Here is a 17,944-nt window from a genome sequence, read left to right as displayed (position 1 = left end):
CACCCATTGGGTGCGCAATTTAAGGAGTACACAGTATGGCAGCCAGGCTCGACGAGAAGCTGGAACCGATCTTTCAGGACGTATTGCGCCGCAACCCCGGTGAGAGCGAATTCCACCAGGCCGTGCACGAGGTGCTGGAGACCCTGGGTCCGGTGCTGGTGAAGTACCCGGAGCTGGCCGAGCGTAAGATCATCCAGCGCATCTGTGAGCCCGAACGGCAGATCATCTTCCGCGTGCCGTGGCAGGACGACCGGGGTGAGACCCACATCAACCGTGCGTTCCGGGTGGAGTTCAACAGCGCCCTGGGGCCCTACAAGGGCGGCATGCGCTTCCACCCCTCGGTCTACCTGGGCATCATCAAGTTCCTGGGCTTTGAGCAGATCTTCAAGAACGCCCTGACCGGCCTGCCCATCGGCGGCGGCAAGGGCGGTAGCGACTTCGATCCCAAGGGCAAGTCCGAAGACGAGATCATGCGCTTCTGCCAGAGCCTGATGACCGAGCTCTATCGCCACTTGGGCGAATACACCGATGTGCCCGCCGGCGATATCGGCGTCGGTCAGCGCGAGGTGGGGTTCCTGTTCGGCCAGTACAAGCGCATCACCAACCGCTACGAGTCCGGTGTGTTCACCGGCAAGGGCCTGAGCTGGGGCGGCAGCCGCGCACGCAAAGAGGCCACCGGCTTCGGTACCGTCTATTTCCTCGAGGAGATGCTGAAGGCCCGCAACGACGGCCTTGAGGGCAAGACCTGCGTGGTTTCCGGCTCCGGCAATGTGGCCGTCTACGCCATGGAGAAGATCTACGAGCTGGGCGGCAAGGTCATCGCCTGCTCTGACTCCAGCGGCATCGTGGTCGATGAGAAGGGAATTGACCTGGACCGCGTCAAGCGCATCAAGGAGGTGGAGCGCCGACGGATCTCCACCTACGCCGATGAGGTCAAGCACGCCAAGTACATCGAGGACGGCAACATCTGGGCCGTGCCCTGCGAGGCGGCGCTGCCCTGTGCCACCCAGAACGAGCTCAACGGCAAGGACGCGAAGAAGCTGCTGCAGAATGGCTGCATCGCCGTGGCCGAGGGTGCCAACATGCCCAGCACCCCGGAGGCCATCCGCCTGTTCCTGGAATCCGGTATCGCCTACGGTCCGGGCAAGGCGGCCAACGCCGGTGGCGTGGCGACCAGTGCGCTGGAGATGCAGCAGAACGCCAGCCGTGACTCCTGGACCTTCGAGCACACCGAACAGCGGTTGCACGAGATCATGAAGAACATCCACCGTAACTGCTACGAGACCGCCGACGAGTTCGGGGCCCCCGGCAACTACGTCACCGGCGCCAACATCGCCGGCTTCCTGAAGGTCAGCCAGGCCATGGAGGCCATGGGTCTGATCTGATCGGGTGTGGCCCGATCGCGGCGGTAATGCCGCCCTGGAAAACCGCCCGCGGGCCATCCGCCCCGGGCGGTTTTTTTCGCTCGGGTGGCGCCGATGGCGCCGCTCAGGCGGTCTCCTCCGGCTGAAAGCAGAACAGGCGCTGCCGGACCACGTCCGCCACCACCCGCAGGCCCTGATCATTGACCTGGAAGTGGCTCACCACGGCCGCCACCGCCGGGTCCTCCACGGTCTCAACATCGGACGGAGCGGCGTCCAATGGCAAACGACAATGGCCGGGGAGCCGCTCCAGCCAGTCGGGCTGGTAGTCGCTGTCGCGCTCGCCCGGGAACAGGGCCACGTAGGCGATCTCTGACTCCACCAGGTCCTGGAAGAAGTGCGAGCCGAAGGAGAGGTCCGGCACCATGCCGGCGCCCAGTTCGGCCACCTCCACCAGCACGGCCACCTTGCTGATATCGGCGAAGCGCACCGGCACGCCGAGCTCCGGGCTGCTGGTGCCCCAGCGGCCGGGGCCGATGAGCATCACCGGACAGGCGATGCGGTCGGCCATGGCCCGGTTCAAGCTCCCCACCAGGCGGGCCACCGCGTACTTCTGGCTGGTGCTTAAGGCGGCGTAGCGCGGTCCGTCCACGTGGATGATGCGGGCAATGCGCAGGTCGATGTTGCCGCCCATGAAGTGGCCGCGGGTGGCGAAGAACAGCCGCTCCGGGGCGACCCGGGCGGGCAGCCGCACCGGGTCCTGGTTGGCGCCCAGGGTGGCCAGTGGGCGGCACTGCACGATGTTGAAGCTGGGCGAACCCTGGGCGTCCAGGTGCACGGTGAACTCCACGTCCACCGGGTGCTCGTAGGCGGCCTCCAGGGTCTGCAGCAGGTCCTGTGCCAGGGGTACGAAGGCCTTATCACGCAGCAGCGGGTCGAAGGTCAGGCGCCAGACCGGGCTGTCGTGGCCCAGGCTGCGGGCGCGCCGGGTGGCCTCCCGGTCCTGCTCCCCCAGGCGGGCCAGGGGCAGGCTCCGCGCCTGTGCCACCAGGTCGCGCAGGGGCACCGACTGGTGCTCGTTGTCGTTGATGTCAAGCACGTCCACCAGGTGCTGGGAGAAGCGGTAGACGTCGTCGCGGTTGCGGTAGGGGCGCTTGTGGGGCTGGTCGAGGGCGACGACGCAGGCGTGGTCGCCCTCGATGCGATCAACGGCACGGGTGCCCAGGCCCATGACCAGGCGCAGCATCCCGGCGGCCGGGTCCATGTCCGCATCCCAGACGAAGGTGTTGCGTGAGACGCCCACCCCGGCGGCGTCGGGCAGGTAGAGGTGGTCGTGGTAGCGCCCGTTGACCCGCTGGAGCAGCAGGGCCATGGGCTCCTCCTGGTGGGACAGCCCGCGCTGGCGGCGGTAGACCAGGGCGTCTTCGCTCATGGTGGAGGCGTAGACCTGGCGGATGGCGTCCTCCAGGCGGGCCAGTCGCTCTTCGGGGTCCCCCTGGTTGACGCAGAAGATGCTCTCGTACTTTCCGGCGAAGGCGTTGCCGAAGCCGTCCTCCATCAGGCTGCTGGAACGCACCAGGATGGGGTACTGGCCGTAGTGGTCCAGCATGCGCTCCAGCTCCTGGCGTACCTCCGGCGGCATCCGCCCCTGCAGCATGGCCTGGTGCAGGGCGCGGCCCTCCTCAAAGTAGCCCGCATCGGTGCGTTGCCGCATCAGCCGTGGCCACCAGCCGTTGTGGACGATGTAGGCGTAGTAGACATCGGAGCCCAGGTGGTAGGAGTCGTGGGGTTCCAGATGCTCTGCCCAGGTCCCGGGAGCGTGTTCCAGCAGGATGCGCCGGGCCAGCAACATGCCCACCGCCTTGCCGCCGATATAGCCGCTGCCGATCATCCGTGCCCGGATCCCCAGCAGGTCCTCCAGGTTGAGGTAGCGCCGGGCCAGCGCCTGCATGCGGGGCTCACGGCAGATCAGCACGTTGAGGATCTGGTCGCGCACGGCCTCGCGGGCGGTGGTGTTGTGGTCCTCGGACAACACCTGGGAGGCCCGCAGGAAGAGCCGATCCCAGTAATCCAGTAGCCGTTGCTGGCTCAACTGCTGGTGGCGCTGCTCGAGCTGGGCCTGCAGCCGGGTGGCGTCGCTGCTGTCCACCACGGGTAGGAACCGCTCGCCACGCTGGCGGTGGGGCAGGAACATGGTGGGAGAGTGGCGCTGCCAGACCTTAACCGGCTGGACCTGCATCTCGTTGTCCGCCCGCCGCACGTCGATTAGCACCTGGGTGGTCTCGCGAATCCGCGCGAGGGTGCCGTGGGAGTGGCTGTGCGGCAGCAGCGCGAAGTAGGCCACGGTATCCAGTTCGTAGAGATAGGGGCAGATTACCTGGAAGAAATTGCCCACCATATAGTCGGTGGCCCAGGCGTTGAGCAGGTCGGAGAGGCAGTCACAGACATAGAAGGCGCCGTGACCATGGTCGGTGATCAGCTGGTAGACCTGCCGGGTGAAGGCCTCAAAGCCGCCCAGGGCGTCGAGGCTGACGATGCGGATGCCCTCGTCCGGGCTCAGCAGCGGGGCGTGCTGGCCATAGCGCAGGTAGATGATGGAGCGGCCCTGGGCCTGGGCGGCATCCACGAACGGGCGGACGAACCGCCGGTAGTCATCCAGGTCGTCCACCCGCCAAACCACGTTGTCGCCGATGCGCAGTCCGTCCAGCACTTGGTCCAGGCCGTCGATCCCGGTGGAGACCACGCGATCTTCGTAGTGTGTTGTCATGCCGCTCCTGCGATTGGTGGGTGCTGTGACTGATTCTGCCAGAAAGCTGTCGGCTCGTGATCGGTCGCTCTGGCAGAAGCTCCATTGTGTCGGGGCGGACGGGTGCGTTAGCCTTGGAAGGTGTATTAACGGAGTATGTTATGTCCTATTCATCAGGGGCAGAGGGCCCGGCCACGTTGCAGGACGAACAGGCAACGGCCGGCGGAGGCGGCACCTGGGCCGCGACGGTCTACCTGCTGCTGCTGGGCGGTATCATGATGGTGGCCACCGCCCCGGTGGGGGTGGTGCTGGCCCACTGGCGGCGTAACCGGGCACCGGCATGGCTGAGGAGCCACTACACCTTCCAGATCCGCACCTTCTGGCTGGGGCTGTTGCTGCTGGCCGTGGCATTGGGCCTGGCCATGACCCTGCTCGGCTATTTCATCCTGGCTGCCTGGATGGTCTGGGCCGTGGGGCGCTGCGCGGTGGGCGTCAATGACTTGATGCAGGGACGGGCGGTGCCCAACCCCCGCGGGCTGGGCTTCGGGCGGGGCTGATCAGCCCCCATCCCGGGCCCAGCGGTCCAGCCGGCGCGCTAGGCGGATCATCAGGAACACCGCCAGGGGCACGATGAGCATCATGGCCACGCCCCAGTCATGATTGTTGATCAGCCAGGCGAGCAGCCACACCGCCCCCATAGAGATGACGGCGGCGATGGCGAAAGCGGTCAGATAGCGTCGATTGGGCATGTTCCCCCCGTCAGGGCCTATTCGCTGATGATCTGACGGTAGATGGCCGGCAAGCTCTGGGCCAGGTGGGCGGGCCGCTGGACGATGCTGTAGCCGGCCCGTCCGAACAGGTAAGGAAAGTACTGTTGGGCCTCGCTGTCCACGGTGACACCGAACACCGTCTGGGCCTGGCGCCGGGCCTCCCGTACCGCCTTGCGCGTGTCCTCGATGGCGTAGCGGCCCTCATAGTAGTCGGTATCGTTGGGCTTGCCGTCGGTGAGCACCAGTAGCAGTTTGTGCCTATTGGGCCGTTTGGCCAATTCGCCGGAGACGTGGCGTAGCGCCGGTCCCATGCGGGTGTAATGGCCGGGCTTGAGTGCCCCGATCCGGCGCTCCACCCGCGCCTGGAGGGGTTCGTCGAAGGCCTTGACGGTATTTACCCAGACCTTCTGCCGCCGGTGGGAGGTGAAGGTGTAGATGGCATAATCGTCTCCGCAGCCCTTGAGGCCATGGGCCAGCACCAGCAGGGCCTCCTTCTCCACATCCAGTATCCGCTGATCCTCCAGCCAGGCGTCGGTGGAGAGCGAGCAGTCCACCAGGATCGCCACCGCCAGGTCGCGGGCCTGGCAGCGGGCCGCCTGGTAGATGTTGTCGGAGCCCTCGCCGGTGGCCCGGAGGTCGCAATGGGCGCGGATGGTGGCGTCCATGTCCAGTTCCGCGCCATCGATCTGGGCGCGCAGCAGTTCCCGGCGCGGGCGCAGGGCCTCGAACTGGCGTTGCACCCGGCGGATGCGCCGGCGGGTGCCGGCATCGGGGCGCCAGGCCTCGCCCTCCTCGGGCTGCAGGTCCGTGTGCACGGCGCAGTGGTCCGGCAGGTAGGCCTGCTTGCGGAAGTTCCACTCCGGGTAGGTGTGGGTTGCGCGCAGGCGATCGCCGGTGACGGCGTCCGGCGGCAGGTCCAGGTCCACCTTCAGCCGGGTGGCCGCGCGCTGCTTATGGGGGCTGAGGGTGATCTCCTCGATCTGTTCAGCAGCCCGTTTGGCCTCTTCGTCCTCCTCGTCTTCAACCAGCCGGTTGACGTTCACCATCTCCGTCCAGGAGAGCATCTTCTCGAAGCGGTTGAGGACCAGCGGGTCGTCGCGCTCGCATTGGTCCTGGTGACGGCGCTCGGCCTGGCGCTTGCCCTCGCTGGCCTGCTTGGGGCTGCCCGTGGCGCCGCCCTCGTCGTGGCCCTCGCCCGGCTTGGCGCCGGTCCCCGTGCCCAGCGGGACGACCTCGCCCCAGAGCGGCATGGGCAGGGGTGGTCGGTAATCCCGGTCGGCCTGGAACGCATCCAGGGCCACTTGTGGATCGGTGACGGCGCGGACGATGGCCGTGGCGGCGCTCCGACCCGGCAGGGCGGCCCCGAGCAGGTACTGCACGGCCAGCTCCACGGCGGACTCCTGGGGCGGCAGGCGGCGCCGGGGGCGCAGTGCCAGCATGGCGCTGCCCAGGGCGCGGTAACGCTGGTGGAGCCCCGGTAGCCGGTCGCGGATGGTTTGGATCACGCGGTGGACCTCCCGCAGCCGGACGATATCCTGCTGCAATGGGTCGTGCAGGCGGTCCGTGCGCGGTGGCCGCGCCAGGGCCAGGAAGGCCGCCAGCCAAAGATAGTGGTCGCGGTTCTGAGCCGCGGTGGGGAAGTAGTCCAGCACCGGTGGCAGCAGCAGGTTCTCCTCATCGCGGCGGGCCCGATCCACCGGCTCCTCGTCGAACCCGAGGCGCTGCCGCCAGGTCAGGCGGTGACGGGAGTTGCGGGCCACGATGGAGGCCACCGGCACCCCCGCCGGCCCCCCGCTGGCGCGGAAGAACACGCCCAGGAGGCCGCGCAGGGTGGCGAGCTGGACCGCGGCCTCCGGGTGGCGCGGGTAGCTCCGTGCCTGCGATGCCCAACGGTGCCAGTGGCGACCGACGAACTCTTCCACCTCCAGGAACTGCAGCATGGGCTTCTCCTGCGCCTCGGGCGGATGGTCAGCCGAAGGTGGCGTGCACGGCTTCAGCGAGTCCGGCCTTGACGTCCTCATCGTCGCTGAGCGGCTCCACCAGGGTGCAGTGGGCCGCCTCCAGGATGGGGACGCCGGAGCGGATCAGGCTGGCGCAGTAGACCAGCAGCCGGGTGGAGACGCCCTCCTCAAGGTCCTGTCCCTTGAGGGCGCGTAGCCGCACCGCCAGGTTGACCAGGGCCAGGCAGCGGTCCCGGTCCAGCCCGCTCTCGCGACTGACGATGGCCACCTCGGTCTCCGGTGGGGGAAAGTCAAAGGAGAGCGCCATGAAGCGTTGCCGGGTGCTCGGTTTCAGGGTCTTCAGGATGTTCTGATACCCCGGGTTGTAGGAGACCACCAGCATGAAGTCCTTCGGGGCCTGCAACAGCTCGCCGGTGCGTTCCAGGGGGAGCACACGGCGGTCGTCGGTGAGCGGGTGCAGCACCACGGTAACGTCTTTGCGCGCCTCCACCACCTCGTCCAGGTAGCAGATCCCGCCCTCGCGCACCGCGCGGGTCAGCGGGCCGTCCACCCAGCGGGTCTCGCCGCCCTGCAACAGGTAGCGGCCGGTGAGATCGGCGGCGGTCAGGTCGTCATGACAGGCGACGGTGTACAGCGGCCGGCCCAGGCGGGTGGCCATATGGCTGACGAAGCGGGTCTTGCCACAGCCGGTGGGGCCCTTGAGCAGCAGCGGCAGGCCGTGCTGGTGGGCGTGCTCGAACAGGCGGCATTCACCGCCCACGGGCTCGTAATAGGGAGTGTCGCGGGATGGCGTTGCCAGTGCTTCTGCGGATCGGGGCATGAGCCGGACCTCTTGCGTATCGGGAACGGGTCGGGATCGCTCAGCCGGAGCGGGTCTGCCACCGGGTTCCGGACCCGGTGGCAGACCGTCGTGGCCTGGCCGGAAGGCAGTCAGGCGGTGCCTGGGACATTGGCCGTCTGTGGCACCTGCTCGCGGGTCCGGCCGTAAATCGACCAGAGGAACAGTACCAGGCCTACGGCCACGGCCACGCCCGCACCCAGCCGCATCACGTAGAACATATCCAGTTGGCCCTGCACCTCCATGAAGTTCATGCCCAGCACCCGTTGCAGGTGGGTCTGCACCACACCGGCGAAGGTCAGGGTGAAGGTCATGAAGCACATGGCGGAGGTCATGATCCAGAAGGACCACATGTTCATCACCTGGTTGTAGGGCTGGACCCGGCGCATCTGCGGCATGGCGTAGGAGATGAGCGCCAGGACCAGCATCACGTAGGCCCCGAAGAAGGCCAAGTGGCCGTGGGCGGCGGTGATCTGGGTGCCGTGGGTGTAGTAGTTGATGAACGACAGGGTGTGCATGAAGCCCCAGACGCCGGCGCCGAAGAAGGCGATGACCGCACAGCCGAGGGTCCACAGCATGGCCGCCTTGTTGGGGTGATTCCGGCTGCCCTTCCAGAACATGTAGAAGGCGAACACCACCATGGCGAAGAAGGGGATGACCTCCAGGGTGGAGAAGATGCTGCCGATGGGCTGCCAGTAGCCGGGGGTGCCGATCCAGTAATAGTGGTGGCCAGTGCCGAGCAGACCGGAAAACAGCGACAGACCGACGATCACATACAGCCACTTCTCGATGATCTCCCGATCCACGCCGGTGAGCTTGATCAGCAGGTAGCCGAGCAGGGCGGCCATGATCAGCTCCCAGACGCCTTCCACCCAGATGTGGACGATCCACCACCAGTAGAGCTTGTCCAGCGCCAGGTTGGACGGGTTATAGAAGGCGAACATCCAGAAGATGGCCGCCAGCCAAAGGCCCAGCATGAGCACCAGGCTCACCGCCGTGCGCCGGCCCTTGATCAGCGTCATCGTGGTGTTGAACAGGAACATCAGGAAGGAGAGGGTCAGCAAGCTCTTCACCCAAAAGGGCTGCTCCAGGTAGTGGCGTCCCTCGTGGATACCGAACTGGTAGCCCACCAGGGCGGCGGCCCCGGCAAAGGCGAAGATCCCCAGCTGGATGTAGGCCAGCTTGGGACTGTAGAGCTCGTGTTCCGTCTCCTCCGGTATCAGGTAGTAGGTGCAGCCGAAGAAGCCGATCAGTAGCCAGACGATCAACAGGTTGGTGTGGCTGGTGCGGATGATGTGAAAGGGCATCGCTTCGGCGAGGAAGTTGGGCAGTACGTAGACCGTGCCGGCCAGAATGCCGAAGGTGATCTGCAGCGCGAACAGCGCCATGGCGACCAGAAAGAAGGGGTAGGCCACCCGTTGGGTTTCATACTTCATGGTTGACGTGCTCCTCGTCTCGGGACCCGTTGTACCGGTGGTTCAGTCAGTGCCGGTGGCTCATCCGGATGGGTGGGGCGGCCAGTCTTGGGTGTCGATGTTGTCGGTCCATTCGAGGAAATCGATCAGCGCGTCCATCTCCTCATCGTTGATTTCGAAGTAGGGCATTTGCCGCCGCCCCGGGGCCCCGGTGGGCTGGGCGCGTATCCAGCCGGCAATGGCGGCGCGTGCACCCTCGGGGCTCCGGTGCCCGCCGAACCGGGTCCAGACATTGCCCATCTCAGGGCCAAAGTAGGCGCCCTCGCCGAGGATGGTGTGACAATTAATGCAGTTGTGCTCCTCCCAGACCTCCTTACCCGCCACGACCGAGTCGGTCATGCCGGCGTGGTCGGTGGAGTGATTGACGATGTACCAGTGGCTGTGTGCCGTCAGTGCGGCAAAGAGGATGAAGAAGAACAGCGACCCGCCGAAGAAAATGTTCCGGGCCGCGGCCTTGGTCAGACCGTCGGACATCGGCGTATACCCCCCAGTTGATGGCGATGGCTCAGTGCCGTGATGCTGCGGATTAACGTGACCTGTCAGCCAGAGCCATAAGATGTAAAATAACAGCATCTTTAAGTCCAGCGGTGGGCATGGAAAAGCGCTGCAAACTTGATTCACGGCAATTCGAAAACGGCGCGGGGGGAGGGCCTTGCGCGATGGAGGGCTGATGCGACCAGGTGGTGGGACCGATAACGGCGGGGCCCCGTTGGTCTGCAATCCGGGCTGGGGCCCATTGGCCGGGCTGCCCGGAAACCCGCTGATGTGGGTGTTGATCCTGAGTGAGGTGGTGGTCTTTGCCGCCTTCTTCGCGGCCTTTGCCTGGGCCCGCGCCGGCGAACCGGAGGTGTTTGAGGCCTCGCGGCAACTGCTCAACCCGCTACTGGGCGGGCTGAACACCCTCATTCTGCTCACCAGCGGTCTGTTTGCCGCGCTAGCCCTGGAGGCCGTCGCGGTGGGAGGGGTTCGGCGATGCCGTCAGTGGTTACTGGCCGCTATGGTGCTGGGACTGGTCTTTGCCGTGATCAAGGTGGTGGAGTACGCCGACAAACTGGGTGCCGGGCTCACGCCTGAGAGCAACACCTTCTTTACCTTCTACTACCTGCTGACCGGTTTCCACTTCGCCCACGTGGTGTTCGGCCTGGTGTTGCTGGCGCTGGTGGTCTGGCGGCCGCGCATGACCCATGTGGAGACGGGCACGGCCTTCTGGCACATGGTGGATCTGGTCTGGGTGCTGCTGTATCCGTTGATCTACCTGTTGAGGTGAGCGATGACTCAACCGTTGCCCGGTAAACGCCGGCTGCTGCAGACCTGGGCGGTGCTGATGGCGCTGACCGGGCTCTCCATGTGCGCCGCGCAACTGGGCGGTGAAGGGGCTGCCCGGACATTGCCGCTGTGGTCCGCCGGCTTGCTGCTGCTGAGCACCGGCTTCAAGGCCCACCAGGTGGCGATGGTGTATTTGAATCTGCGTGCCTCCGGATCGTCCTGGCGCGGGGCCTGGCTGGGGTTGCTGTTACTGACCCTGGCGGTGATCGCGGCGGGCTATCTGGCGGTCTCGTGGAGTCACCCAGCGTCCGGAGGATAACCAGATCCAGTGAGCGCAGGACCCGGGAACCGACGGCGGGCGTGTCCGGCGTCTGACGCCACCCACCCGCCGACCGCCACCGCTGACCGCGGAGGCGGGGGCGGGCGTCAACCAGGCCGATGCTCAGACCAGGTCGTGCAGACCGCACTCCCGGCGCAGGCCGAAGAAGCGCGTCTCCTCCTCGCTCATGCCGTCGGCGAGCCGGCGGGTGGTGTGGACGTCGCCGATGGAGACGTAGCCTTCGTGCCAGAGGGGGTGGTAGGGCAGGTCGTGGCGGGTCAGGTAGCGGTGGACATCCCGGTCTGTCCAGTCGATGATCGGATGCACCTTGACCCGGTCGTTCTGGATCTCGACCACCTGCCGTTGTTGCCGCGAGTGCGCCTGCTGCCGGCGCAGCCCGGCAAACCAGGCGTCGGCCCCCAAGGTCTCCAGGGCCTGCTGCATGGGCTCGACCTTGTTCATCCGATTGTAGCGTTCGATCCCCTCGACGCCCTGCTCCCAGAGACGGCCGAAGCGCGCCTCCTGCCAGGCCGCGGAGTGCGCCGGGCGGGCGACTTGAAGGTTGAGACCGAGCCGTTCAGTGAGCTCGTCCACAAAGCGGTAGGTCTCCGGGAAGAGATAGCCGGTATCCACCAGTACCACGGGGATGTCGGGCTGTTCACGGGTCACCAGGTGCAGGGACACCGCGGCCTGCGCCCCGAAGCTGGAGGCGAGGACAATGCGTCCGGGGAAGCGGGCGAGGCCCCAGCGCACACGCTCCTGCGCCGATGCCGCCGCCAGTTGCCGTCGGACCGAGTCGAGCTCCCCGGGGGCGAGAACCGGCTGGGGGTGGATCTTCAATGCCTGTGGTCTGTTGGCCATAACGCGGGCTCTCCAGTCTCCCATCCCGTGACGAGGCGTTGACGGTTTGAGAGAGCGTAACGCCTGGGGCTTAGCAAAAAAAAGAATTGATCGTGGTAATTTAATGCCGGATACGAATAAAAAAATGGAGTGAGGTCCGGCTGGTGGAATGAGAAAGGGGCCGAACGGGGGTGTCCGGCCCCCGGTGGGGCGATCGACAGGCGGGCTGTCAGAACCGGTAGTTGAATGAGGCGGTGAGGATCTGCACAGAGCTTTCGTACTCGCCCTCCACGTCCGGGACATTGGGGTTGTCGTCGTTCAGCACGATATCGGCGTCGTCCAGCCAGATGTAGGTGTAGCCAAAGTCCAGTTTCACGTTGTCATTGGGCTGGTAGCTGGCGCCGAAGGCCAGCCAGGTGCGGTCCTCGTCCGGGATGCGCGGGGTGCGGCAGCAGTTGCTGACCGGGCTTTCGTCGTGGGCCACCCCGACCCGCAGTGCCCATTCGTTGTTGGGACGGAAGGTGGCGCCCAGGGCGACGAACCAGGTGTCGTCCCAGCTGTAGTCGTCGACGCTGCCGGAGGAGGTGATCGGCCCCATCAGGGTGGTGCCGATGGTGATGTCCTCGTCGAAATCCACCCGTAGCTCATCGAAGCGGCTCCAGCGGGTCCAGGTGGCGTCGGCCATCACCGCCCAGCGGTCGTTGATCGCCTGGTGGATGCCCAGACTGAGGGTCTCGGGCAGGCGCAGTTTGGCGCTCCCCCCGACCTCCTGGGGCTCGGCGGTGCCCGGGCCGAAGTTCGCCGGGTCGTACTCGGCATCCCCCGAAAGGTCATGGGTGATGCGCGAGCGGTAGGCCACCCCGAGGCGGGTCCCCTCGACCGGTTCGAACAGGGCCCCCAGGTTGAAGCCATAGGCCCAATTGTCCCCCTCCACGTCGAGCTTGCCGTCGGTCGAGGGGTCCATCCCCTGACCGGGTATGGCGCTGCTGAGGCTGGCGTCGGCGTACTGTGCGGACAGCCCCGCGGCCACGGCGAACTGTTCATTGACCCGCCAGGCGACGGTGGGGTTAATGTCGATGGTCAGCAACTCCGTGTTGATGGCGTCGTAGCGGCCGATCCAGTCGCGGTCATAGTCGGTCTCCAGCCCGTAGGGCACCGTCACCCCGACGCCCATGCGGATATCGTCCCGCAGTTCCCAGGCGGCGTAACCCACCGGCACGAAGGCGGCCTCCCGGCTCCTGCTGGAGTGGTCCCCGGGGTAGGGGTTGCCGGCGGTGGGGTCATCCGATTCGTACTCGAACTCGGGCAGGATATAGCTGCCCACCAGGGCGATCTCGGTGCCCGAGCCCCAGGCCAGGGCGGCCGGGTTGAAGAAGCTGTAGGTGAGGTCCTCGGCGCCGGCGGTGGCGCCCGCGAAGGCATTGCCGAGCGCGGTGGCGCTTTGCTCCTTGAGGGCAAAGGCCGCGCCGGCCGCGGTCCCGGAGATGCCCCCGAGGGCGAGGGCGCAGGGCAGGGCGACGGCCAGTGTCCTGGCTCTGGGGAACTGGATGCATCGGTTCTCCTCCTGCTTTCAGCAAGGCCTTGTTGTTCGGTCGTTCTAATCGGTCGTTTGACGACCTGGTTCAAGGTTAGAAAGAGGGCGTCGCTCTTTCAAGCGTTTAAAACGAGTTAAGCTGCTGATCCGGGTGTTTAATTTTGTGCGTTTGCAGCATGGCCCGGTCGCCGTGGCGGGCCTTCGTTTTAAACGCGGGCCCGAGTTAAGGTTTGATACAGTCGTTTGAACCGTCATCGAAAGGGGGTGGCACCGCCATGAACCTGTATTTCCGGCTGCTGTGGCTCAGTCTGATGGCCCGTTTCCGGCCCCGGCTGGGGGCGCTGGACGAGTCCGTGCTGCGGATGCGGGTCTGGCCCTTCGACCTGGACCTGAACCGGCACATGAACAACGGTCGTTTCCTCACCCTGATGGACCTGGGCCGGATCGACCTGATGCTGCGCAGCGGCCTGGGCCGGGTGGTGGTGAGGGAGCGCTGGATGCCGGTGATCGCCTCCTCGATGGTGCGCTGGCGCCGTTCGCTGCTCCCCTTTCAACGCTTCGAACTGCGCAGCCGTATGCTCTGCTGGGATGACAAGTGGTTCTATGTGGAGCAGCGCTTCGTCCGCGACGGGCGAACGGTGGCCATCGGGCTGGTGAAGGGGGTGATCCGCTGCAGAGGCGGGCATGTGCCGCCGGCCGAGGTCTTCGCCCAGGTGCTGGGGCAGGCGCCGGAGGCGCCCCCGGTGCCGGCGGCCATCGAGGACTGGCGCGCCTTCGAGGGGCATCTCTCCGGCCTGGACTGATGCCGTACAAACGGTCATTGCGAGCCCCCCTCCCCGCTGCGCGGGCGCGAATCAGGGAAGAACGGCGGGGCTGCCATGGCGAGGGCCGCGGGTTTTCGGTCGTCATCGCGAGGGGGGCGCCCCACCCGTCATGGCGAGGGCCGAAGGCCCGCGGCGATCCAGGGCGCTAGACTGCCACGTCGGCTTCGCCTCCTCGCAGTGACGGTGGGGGGGACCGCGCTCCCAGTGAGGGTAGGGGGCGCCCGCAGCGTCTGGCCATGTTCATCAAGAGGGCCGAAGGCTTCCCCCCGTCATCGCGAGGGCCGAAGGCCCGTGGCGATCCAGGGCGGTAGACTGCCGCGTCGGCTTCGCCTCCTCGCAGTGACGGTGGGGGCGGGTTTGCGCTTCGCTCCTCGCATTGATGGTGGGGGCGGGTCCGCGCCCGCAATGACGGCGAAGGGGCCCGCAATGACGTGACGCCCGCGGCGGGACGTCCGCGCCGACGGGGCGTGGCCTCAGCCCTGGAGCGAGGGGGCCGGCGCGAAGCGTGGGCCGTGCTCCGCGGCCAGGGCCTGCAGGCGTTCGGTTACCCCGGCCGCGCCCTGCTGGCGCAGATAGTGGAAGGGGCCGCCGCGAAAGGGCGGGAAGCCGATGCCGAACACTGCACCGATATCCCCGTCCCGCTCGCAGCGGATGATCCCTTCATCCCGGCAGCGCACCGCCTCGTTAATCATGGGCAGCACGGTCCGGTCGATGATCGCCTCTGGTGCCATGTCGCGCCCCGGTGCCAGCCCGAGCAGCCGGTAGACCCCCTCGTCCACCGGGCGCCCCCCTTTGCCACGCTTGCGGTCGTAGCGGTAGAACCCCTTACCGCTCTTGCGCCCCTTGCGGCCGTCGGCCAGCATCCGCCCGCCCACGTCCACCGGGGTCATGCGCTCGCCGAAGGCCCGGTGCAGGATGGGCGCCACCTTCTCGCTGACATCCAGCCCCACTTCGTCCAGCAGGGCGAAGGGGCCCACCGGGAAGCCGAAGCGCACCAGGGTGCGGTCGATGTGGTCGATGGCCACGCCCTCCTGCAGCAGCCGGCAGGCCTCGTTGAGGTAGGGGGCGAGGATGCGGTTGACGTAGAAGCCAGCGCCGTCGCGCACCACGATCACGGTCTTGCCCTGGGTCCGGCCCAGGGCGACGGTGGTGGCGATGACCTCGGGGTCGGTGCGGTCGGTGGCGATCACCTCCAGCAGGGGCATCTTCTCCACCGGTGAGAAGTAGTGCATGCCGATGACCCGCTCCGGCCGTTGCGCCCCGGTGGCGATCTCGCTGATGGGCAGGGACGAGGTGTTGCTGGCGAAGATGACATGCTCCGGGCCGTGGGCCTCCACGTCGGCCAGCATCCGGTGTTTCAGCTCCGGATCCTCGAAGACCGCCTCGATCACCACGTCCAGGGCACCGAAGCCACGGTAGTCCAGGGTGGGGGTGACGCGGGTGCGCTGGCGGGTGGCCTCGAAGTCGGTCAGTGCCCCACGCTTGTGCCGGGCGCGGATCTCGCCGTCGATGTGGCGCATGCCGTTGTTCAGGCCCTCCAGCGCGATGTCCTTGAGGCGCACCGGGGTCCCGGCCTTGGCGCTGGTGACGTAGGCGATCCCGGCCCCCATCAGGCCGGCGCCGAGCACACCCACTCGTCGCACCGGCCGGGGTTCGACGCCGGCATCGGTGCCGCTGTCCTTTTTCAGTGCCGTGGTGGCGAAATAGAGCGCCATCAGGGCCCGGGCCTCGGGGGTCATGGCCAGTTCGCCGAAGTGGCGGCGCTCGGTCTCCAGCCCGGCCTGGCGGCCCCGCTCCCGGCCGGCGCGCACCGCGTCGATGATGCGCGGCGGGGCCGGGTAATTGCCGTGGGTCTTGGCCTGCACCGTGCGCTCGGACTGGCGGTAGACCAGCCGTCGGCCCAGCGGGTTGTTCTCCAGCAGCCGGGTGGTCAGTGGTCGCTTCGGCCGATGGCGGCGCGGCTCGGCCAGCTCATCGATCCGTTTGCGGGCGGCGTCCAGCAGGATGGGCGGGGCCACCAGGTCGTCCACCAGCCCGCGCTTCCGGGCCTGGCGGGCGCGCAGCTGGCGGCCGGTGAGCATCAGGTCCAGGGCCAGCGGCAGCCCCACCCGGTCGGGCAGGCGCTGGGTGCCGCCGCTGCCGGGCAACAGGCCTAGTTGCACCTCGGGCAGGCCGAGGCGCGTTGCCGGGTGGTCGGTGGCCACCCGGCCGTGGCAGGCCAGCGCCAGTTCCAGGCCGCCGCCCAGGCAGGTGCCGTGGATGGCGGCCACCACCGGTTTCGGAAAGGCCTCCAGCCGGTCGAACAGCCGCTGCCCGGCGTGGGCCAGCTCGCGGGCGGCCTCGGCGGTCTCGCAGGCGGCCAGCATGTGCACGTCGGCCCCGGCGATGAAGTTGTCCGCCTTGCCGCTGGTGAAGATCACGCCCCGCAGCGCAGGCTGCTCGTCCAGGGTATCGAGCAGGGCGTTGGCCTCGCGCACCATCTCGCCCTTGAGCACGTTCATGCGCTCGCCGGGCACATCCACCGTGATCACGGCGATACCGTCATCGCCCAGGGCCAGGTGGAAGGCGGTTTCCTGTTCCGGCCGGTTCTCTTGTGCCGTCTTCGGGTGCGTTGTCATCCGTCCACCTCCAACACCATGGCGGCGCCCAGGCCGCCGGCGGCGCAGGCGGTGGTCAGGGCGAGACCGCCGCCGCGCCGGCGCAGTTCATTCAGGGTTTGTACGATCATCCGGCCGCCGGTGGCGGCGAAGGGGTGGCCGTAGGCGATGGAGCCCCCCAGGACGTTGAACCGCTCCGGGTCCACCTCGCCGATGGGGGCGTTTCGCCCGAGGGCCTCGCGGGCAAAGCGACGGCTGGGCCATTGCTTGAGGTTGGCCAGCGACTGCGCGGCGAAGGCCTCGTGCATGTCCACCAGTGCCATGTCGTCCAGGGTCGCACCGGCCCGGTCCAGCGCCAGCGGGGTGGCGTAGGAGGGCCCCATCAGGCCGTCGTTGAAGGGGTCGATGGCGGTGAAGGCCCAGCTGCGCAGGGTGCCCAGTGGGGTGTGGCCCAGGGCCCGGGCCCGGTCCTCGCGCATCAGCAGCAGGGTGCTGGCGCCGTCGGTGAGCGGCGTCGAGTTGGCCGCGGTCACGGTGCCGTGGCGCCGGTCGAAGGCCGGGCGCAGCCGGGCGAGCTGCTCCGGGCTGCTGTCCCCGCGGATGTTGTTGTCCCGCGCCAGCGCCTCTTTATAGGGCGGGACGATGGCCGGCATCACCTCGTCGGCCAGCCGCCCCTCCTCCCAGGCTTGGTGGGCCTTGCGGTGGGAGTCGAGGGCGAAGCGGTCCTGGGCCTCGCGGCCGATGCCGTGGTTCCTGGCCATCTGCTCGGCGATATCCCCCATCCCCAGGCCGGTGGTGTAATCCTTCACCGCCGGTGGCCTGGGGATGAAGTGCCGCGGCCGGACGCCCCTGAGGCAGCGCAGGCGTTCACCCAGGGAGCGGGCCTTGCTGGCATGAATCAGGGCCCGGGCCAACGGCCGGCTGAGCTGCAGCGGTAGCACCGAGGTGGAGTCGGCGCCACCGGCCAGGCCGATCTCGATCTCGCCGTTGGCGATGGCGGTGGCCACCTCGGCAGTGGACTGGAAGCTGGTGGCGCAGGCGCGGGAGACGCTGTAGGCATCGGTGCCCGCCGGCAGGCCGGCGCCCAGCACCACCTCGCGGGCGATGTTGGGGGCCTGGGGCAGGATGCCCACCTGCCCGTAAACCACCCGCTCCACCAGGGCCGGGTCCAGGTCCAGGCGCGCCATCAGCTCGGCGGTCACCAGGATGCCCAGGTCGATGGCCGAGAGCTCGCGGTAGGCGGTGAGCTGCCGGGCAAAGGGCGTGCGCAGGCCGGCGACGATGGCCACCCGCCGTCCACGCTCACTGGGCGCGGGGTTGATTCGCGTCGTCATGGATGGTGTCTCCTCCCCGATCCGTCGCCCCGCTCGGCGCAGGTCAGGAATCGATGCCTAGGCAAAACGTTTGTTTGAT

General features: G+C 67.5%; 15 protein-coding genes. 5 read left to right on the top strand and 10 right to left on the bottom strand.

Annotation, left to right across the window (positions count from 1 at the left end; translation table 11 throughout):
• The first annotated feature begins 35 nt into the window (after positions 1-35).
• Positions 36-1,385 (top strand): NADP-specific glutamate dehydrogenase, encoded by a 1,350-nt coding sequence (gdhA, locus tag MLG_RS10765; protein ID WP_011629859.1) that lies wholly within the window; start codon positions 36-38, stop codon positions 1,383-1,385.
• A gap of 103 nt (positions 1,386-1,488) precedes the next feature.
• Here the strand turns inward: gdhA and MLG_RS10760 are convergent, their stop codons facing one another.
• Complete coding sequence (locus tag MLG_RS10760; RefSeq protein WP_011629858.1) at positions 1,489-4,128, bottom strand: PEP/pyruvate-binding domain-containing protein; 2,640 nt, start codon at positions 4,126-4,128, stop codon at positions 1,489-1,491.
• A gap of 140 nt (positions 4,129-4,268) precedes the next feature.
• Here MLG_RS10760 and MLG_RS10755 point away from each other — a divergent pair, with 140 nt between their 5' ends.
• A complete protein-coding gene (locus tag MLG_RS10755) occupies positions 4,269-4,664 on the top strand; it encodes a DUF4870 family protein (RefSeq protein WP_011629857.1) in 396 nt (131 codons plus the stop codon).
• Here the strand turns inward: MLG_RS10755 and MLG_RS10750 are convergent, their stop codons facing one another.
• From MLG_RS10750 to MLG_RS10730, 5 genes are all read right to left on the bottom strand, one after another.
• Positions 4,665-4,856 carry a hypothetical protein gene (locus MLG_RS10750; RefSeq protein WP_041718034.1) on the bottom strand — a complete coding sequence of 64 codons (192 nt, stop codon included), beginning with the start codon at positions 4,854-4,856 and terminating at the stop codon, positions 4,665-4,667.
• Between the two features lie 17 nt (positions 4,857-4,873).
• On the bottom strand, positions 4,874-6,817 hold the full coding sequence (locus MLG_RS10745; protein WP_011629856.1) for a nitric oxide reductase activation protein NorD: 1,944 nt from the start codon (positions 6,815-6,817) through the stop codon (positions 4,874-4,876).
• Positions 6,818-6,845: 28 nt separating this feature from the next.
• Entirely contained in the window at positions 6,846-7,658 is an 813-nt protein-coding gene (locus MLG_RS10740; RefSeq protein ID WP_011629855.1) for a CbbQ/NirQ/NorQ/GpvN family protein, read from the bottom strand.
• A 110-nt stretch (positions 7,659-7,768) separates the two neighbouring features.
• Entirely contained in the window at positions 7,769-9,112 is a 1,344-nt protein-coding gene (locus tag MLG_RS10735) for a cbb3-type cytochrome c oxidase subunit I (RefSeq protein WP_011629854.1), read from the bottom strand.
• A gap of 60 nt (positions 9,113-9,172) precedes the next feature.
• The gene (locus MLG_RS10730) at positions 9,173-9,625 is read right to left on the bottom strand and encodes a c-type cytochrome (RefSeq protein ID WP_011629853.1); all 453 of its coding nucleotides are present in this window, start codon (positions 9,623-9,625) and stop codon (positions 9,173-9,175) included.
• A 196-nt stretch (positions 9,626-9,821) separates the two neighbouring features.
• On the opposite strand from MLG_RS10730, the gene MLG_RS10725 reads away from it, so the two are divergent.
• Positions 9,822-10,418: a cytochrome c oxidase subunit 3 gene (locus tag MLG_RS10725; RefSeq protein ID WP_011629852.1), complete on the top strand. Its 597-nt coding sequence runs from the start codon at positions 9,822-9,824 to the stop codon at positions 10,416-10,418.
• A 3-nt stretch (positions 10,419-10,421) separates the two neighbouring features.
• A complete protein-coding gene (locus tag MLG_RS10720) occupies positions 10,422-10,736 on the top strand; it encodes a cytochrome C oxidase subunit IV family protein (RefSeq protein ID WP_011629851.1) in 315 nt (104 codons plus the stop codon).
• A gap of 123 nt (positions 10,737-10,859) precedes the next feature.
• Here MLG_RS10720 and MLG_RS10715 read toward each other — a convergent pair whose 3' ends face one another.
• Both MLG_RS10715 and MLG_RS10710 read right to left on the bottom strand, forming a co-directional pair.
• Positions 10,860-11,597 carry a phosphoadenylyl-sulfate reductase gene (locus MLG_RS10715; RefSeq protein WP_011629850.1) on the bottom strand — a complete coding sequence of 246 codons (738 nt, stop codon included), beginning with the start codon at positions 11,595-11,597 and terminating at the stop codon, positions 10,860-10,862.
• Between the two features lie 208 nt (positions 11,598-11,805).
• Complete coding sequence (locus MLG_RS10710; protein WP_232209322.1) at positions 11,806-13,062, bottom strand: OmpP1/FadL family transporter; 1,257 nt, start codon at positions 13,060-13,062, stop codon at positions 11,806-11,808.
• Positions 13,063-13,385: 323 nt separating this feature from the next.
• On the opposite strand from MLG_RS10710, the gene MLG_RS10705 reads away from it, so the two are divergent.
• Positions 13,386-13,913 carry a thioesterase family protein gene (locus MLG_RS10705; protein WP_011629848.1) on the top strand — a complete coding sequence of 176 codons (528 nt, stop codon included), beginning with the start codon at positions 13,386-13,388 and terminating at the stop codon, positions 13,911-13,913.
• 494 nt (positions 13,914-14,407) lie between these two features.
• Here MLG_RS10705 and fadJ read toward each other — a convergent pair whose 3' ends face one another.
• Positions 14,408-16,552, bottom strand: a complete 2,145-nt coding sequence (gene fadJ / locus MLG_RS10700; RefSeq protein ID WP_011629847.1) for a fatty acid oxidation complex subunit alpha FadJ — start codon at positions 16,550-16,552, stop codon at positions 14,408-14,410.
• Positions 16,549-17,865, bottom strand: a complete 1,317-nt coding sequence (fadI, locus tag MLG_RS10695) for an acetyl-CoA C-acyltransferase FadI (RefSeq protein ID WP_011629846.1) — start codon at positions 17,863-17,865, stop codon at positions 16,549-16,551. Before fadI ends, fadJ begins: the two co-directional genes overlap by 4 nt.
• Positions 17,866-17,944: the final 79 nt, after the last annotated feature.

The organism is Alkalilimnicola ehrlichii MLHE-1, from assembly GCF_000014785.1.
Lineage (GTDB): Bacteria > Pseudomonadota > Gammaproteobacteria > Nitrococcales > Halorhodospiraceae > Alkalilimnicola > Alkalilimnicola ehrlichii.
This window is presented reverse-complemented; position numbering and strand designations above follow the sequence as displayed.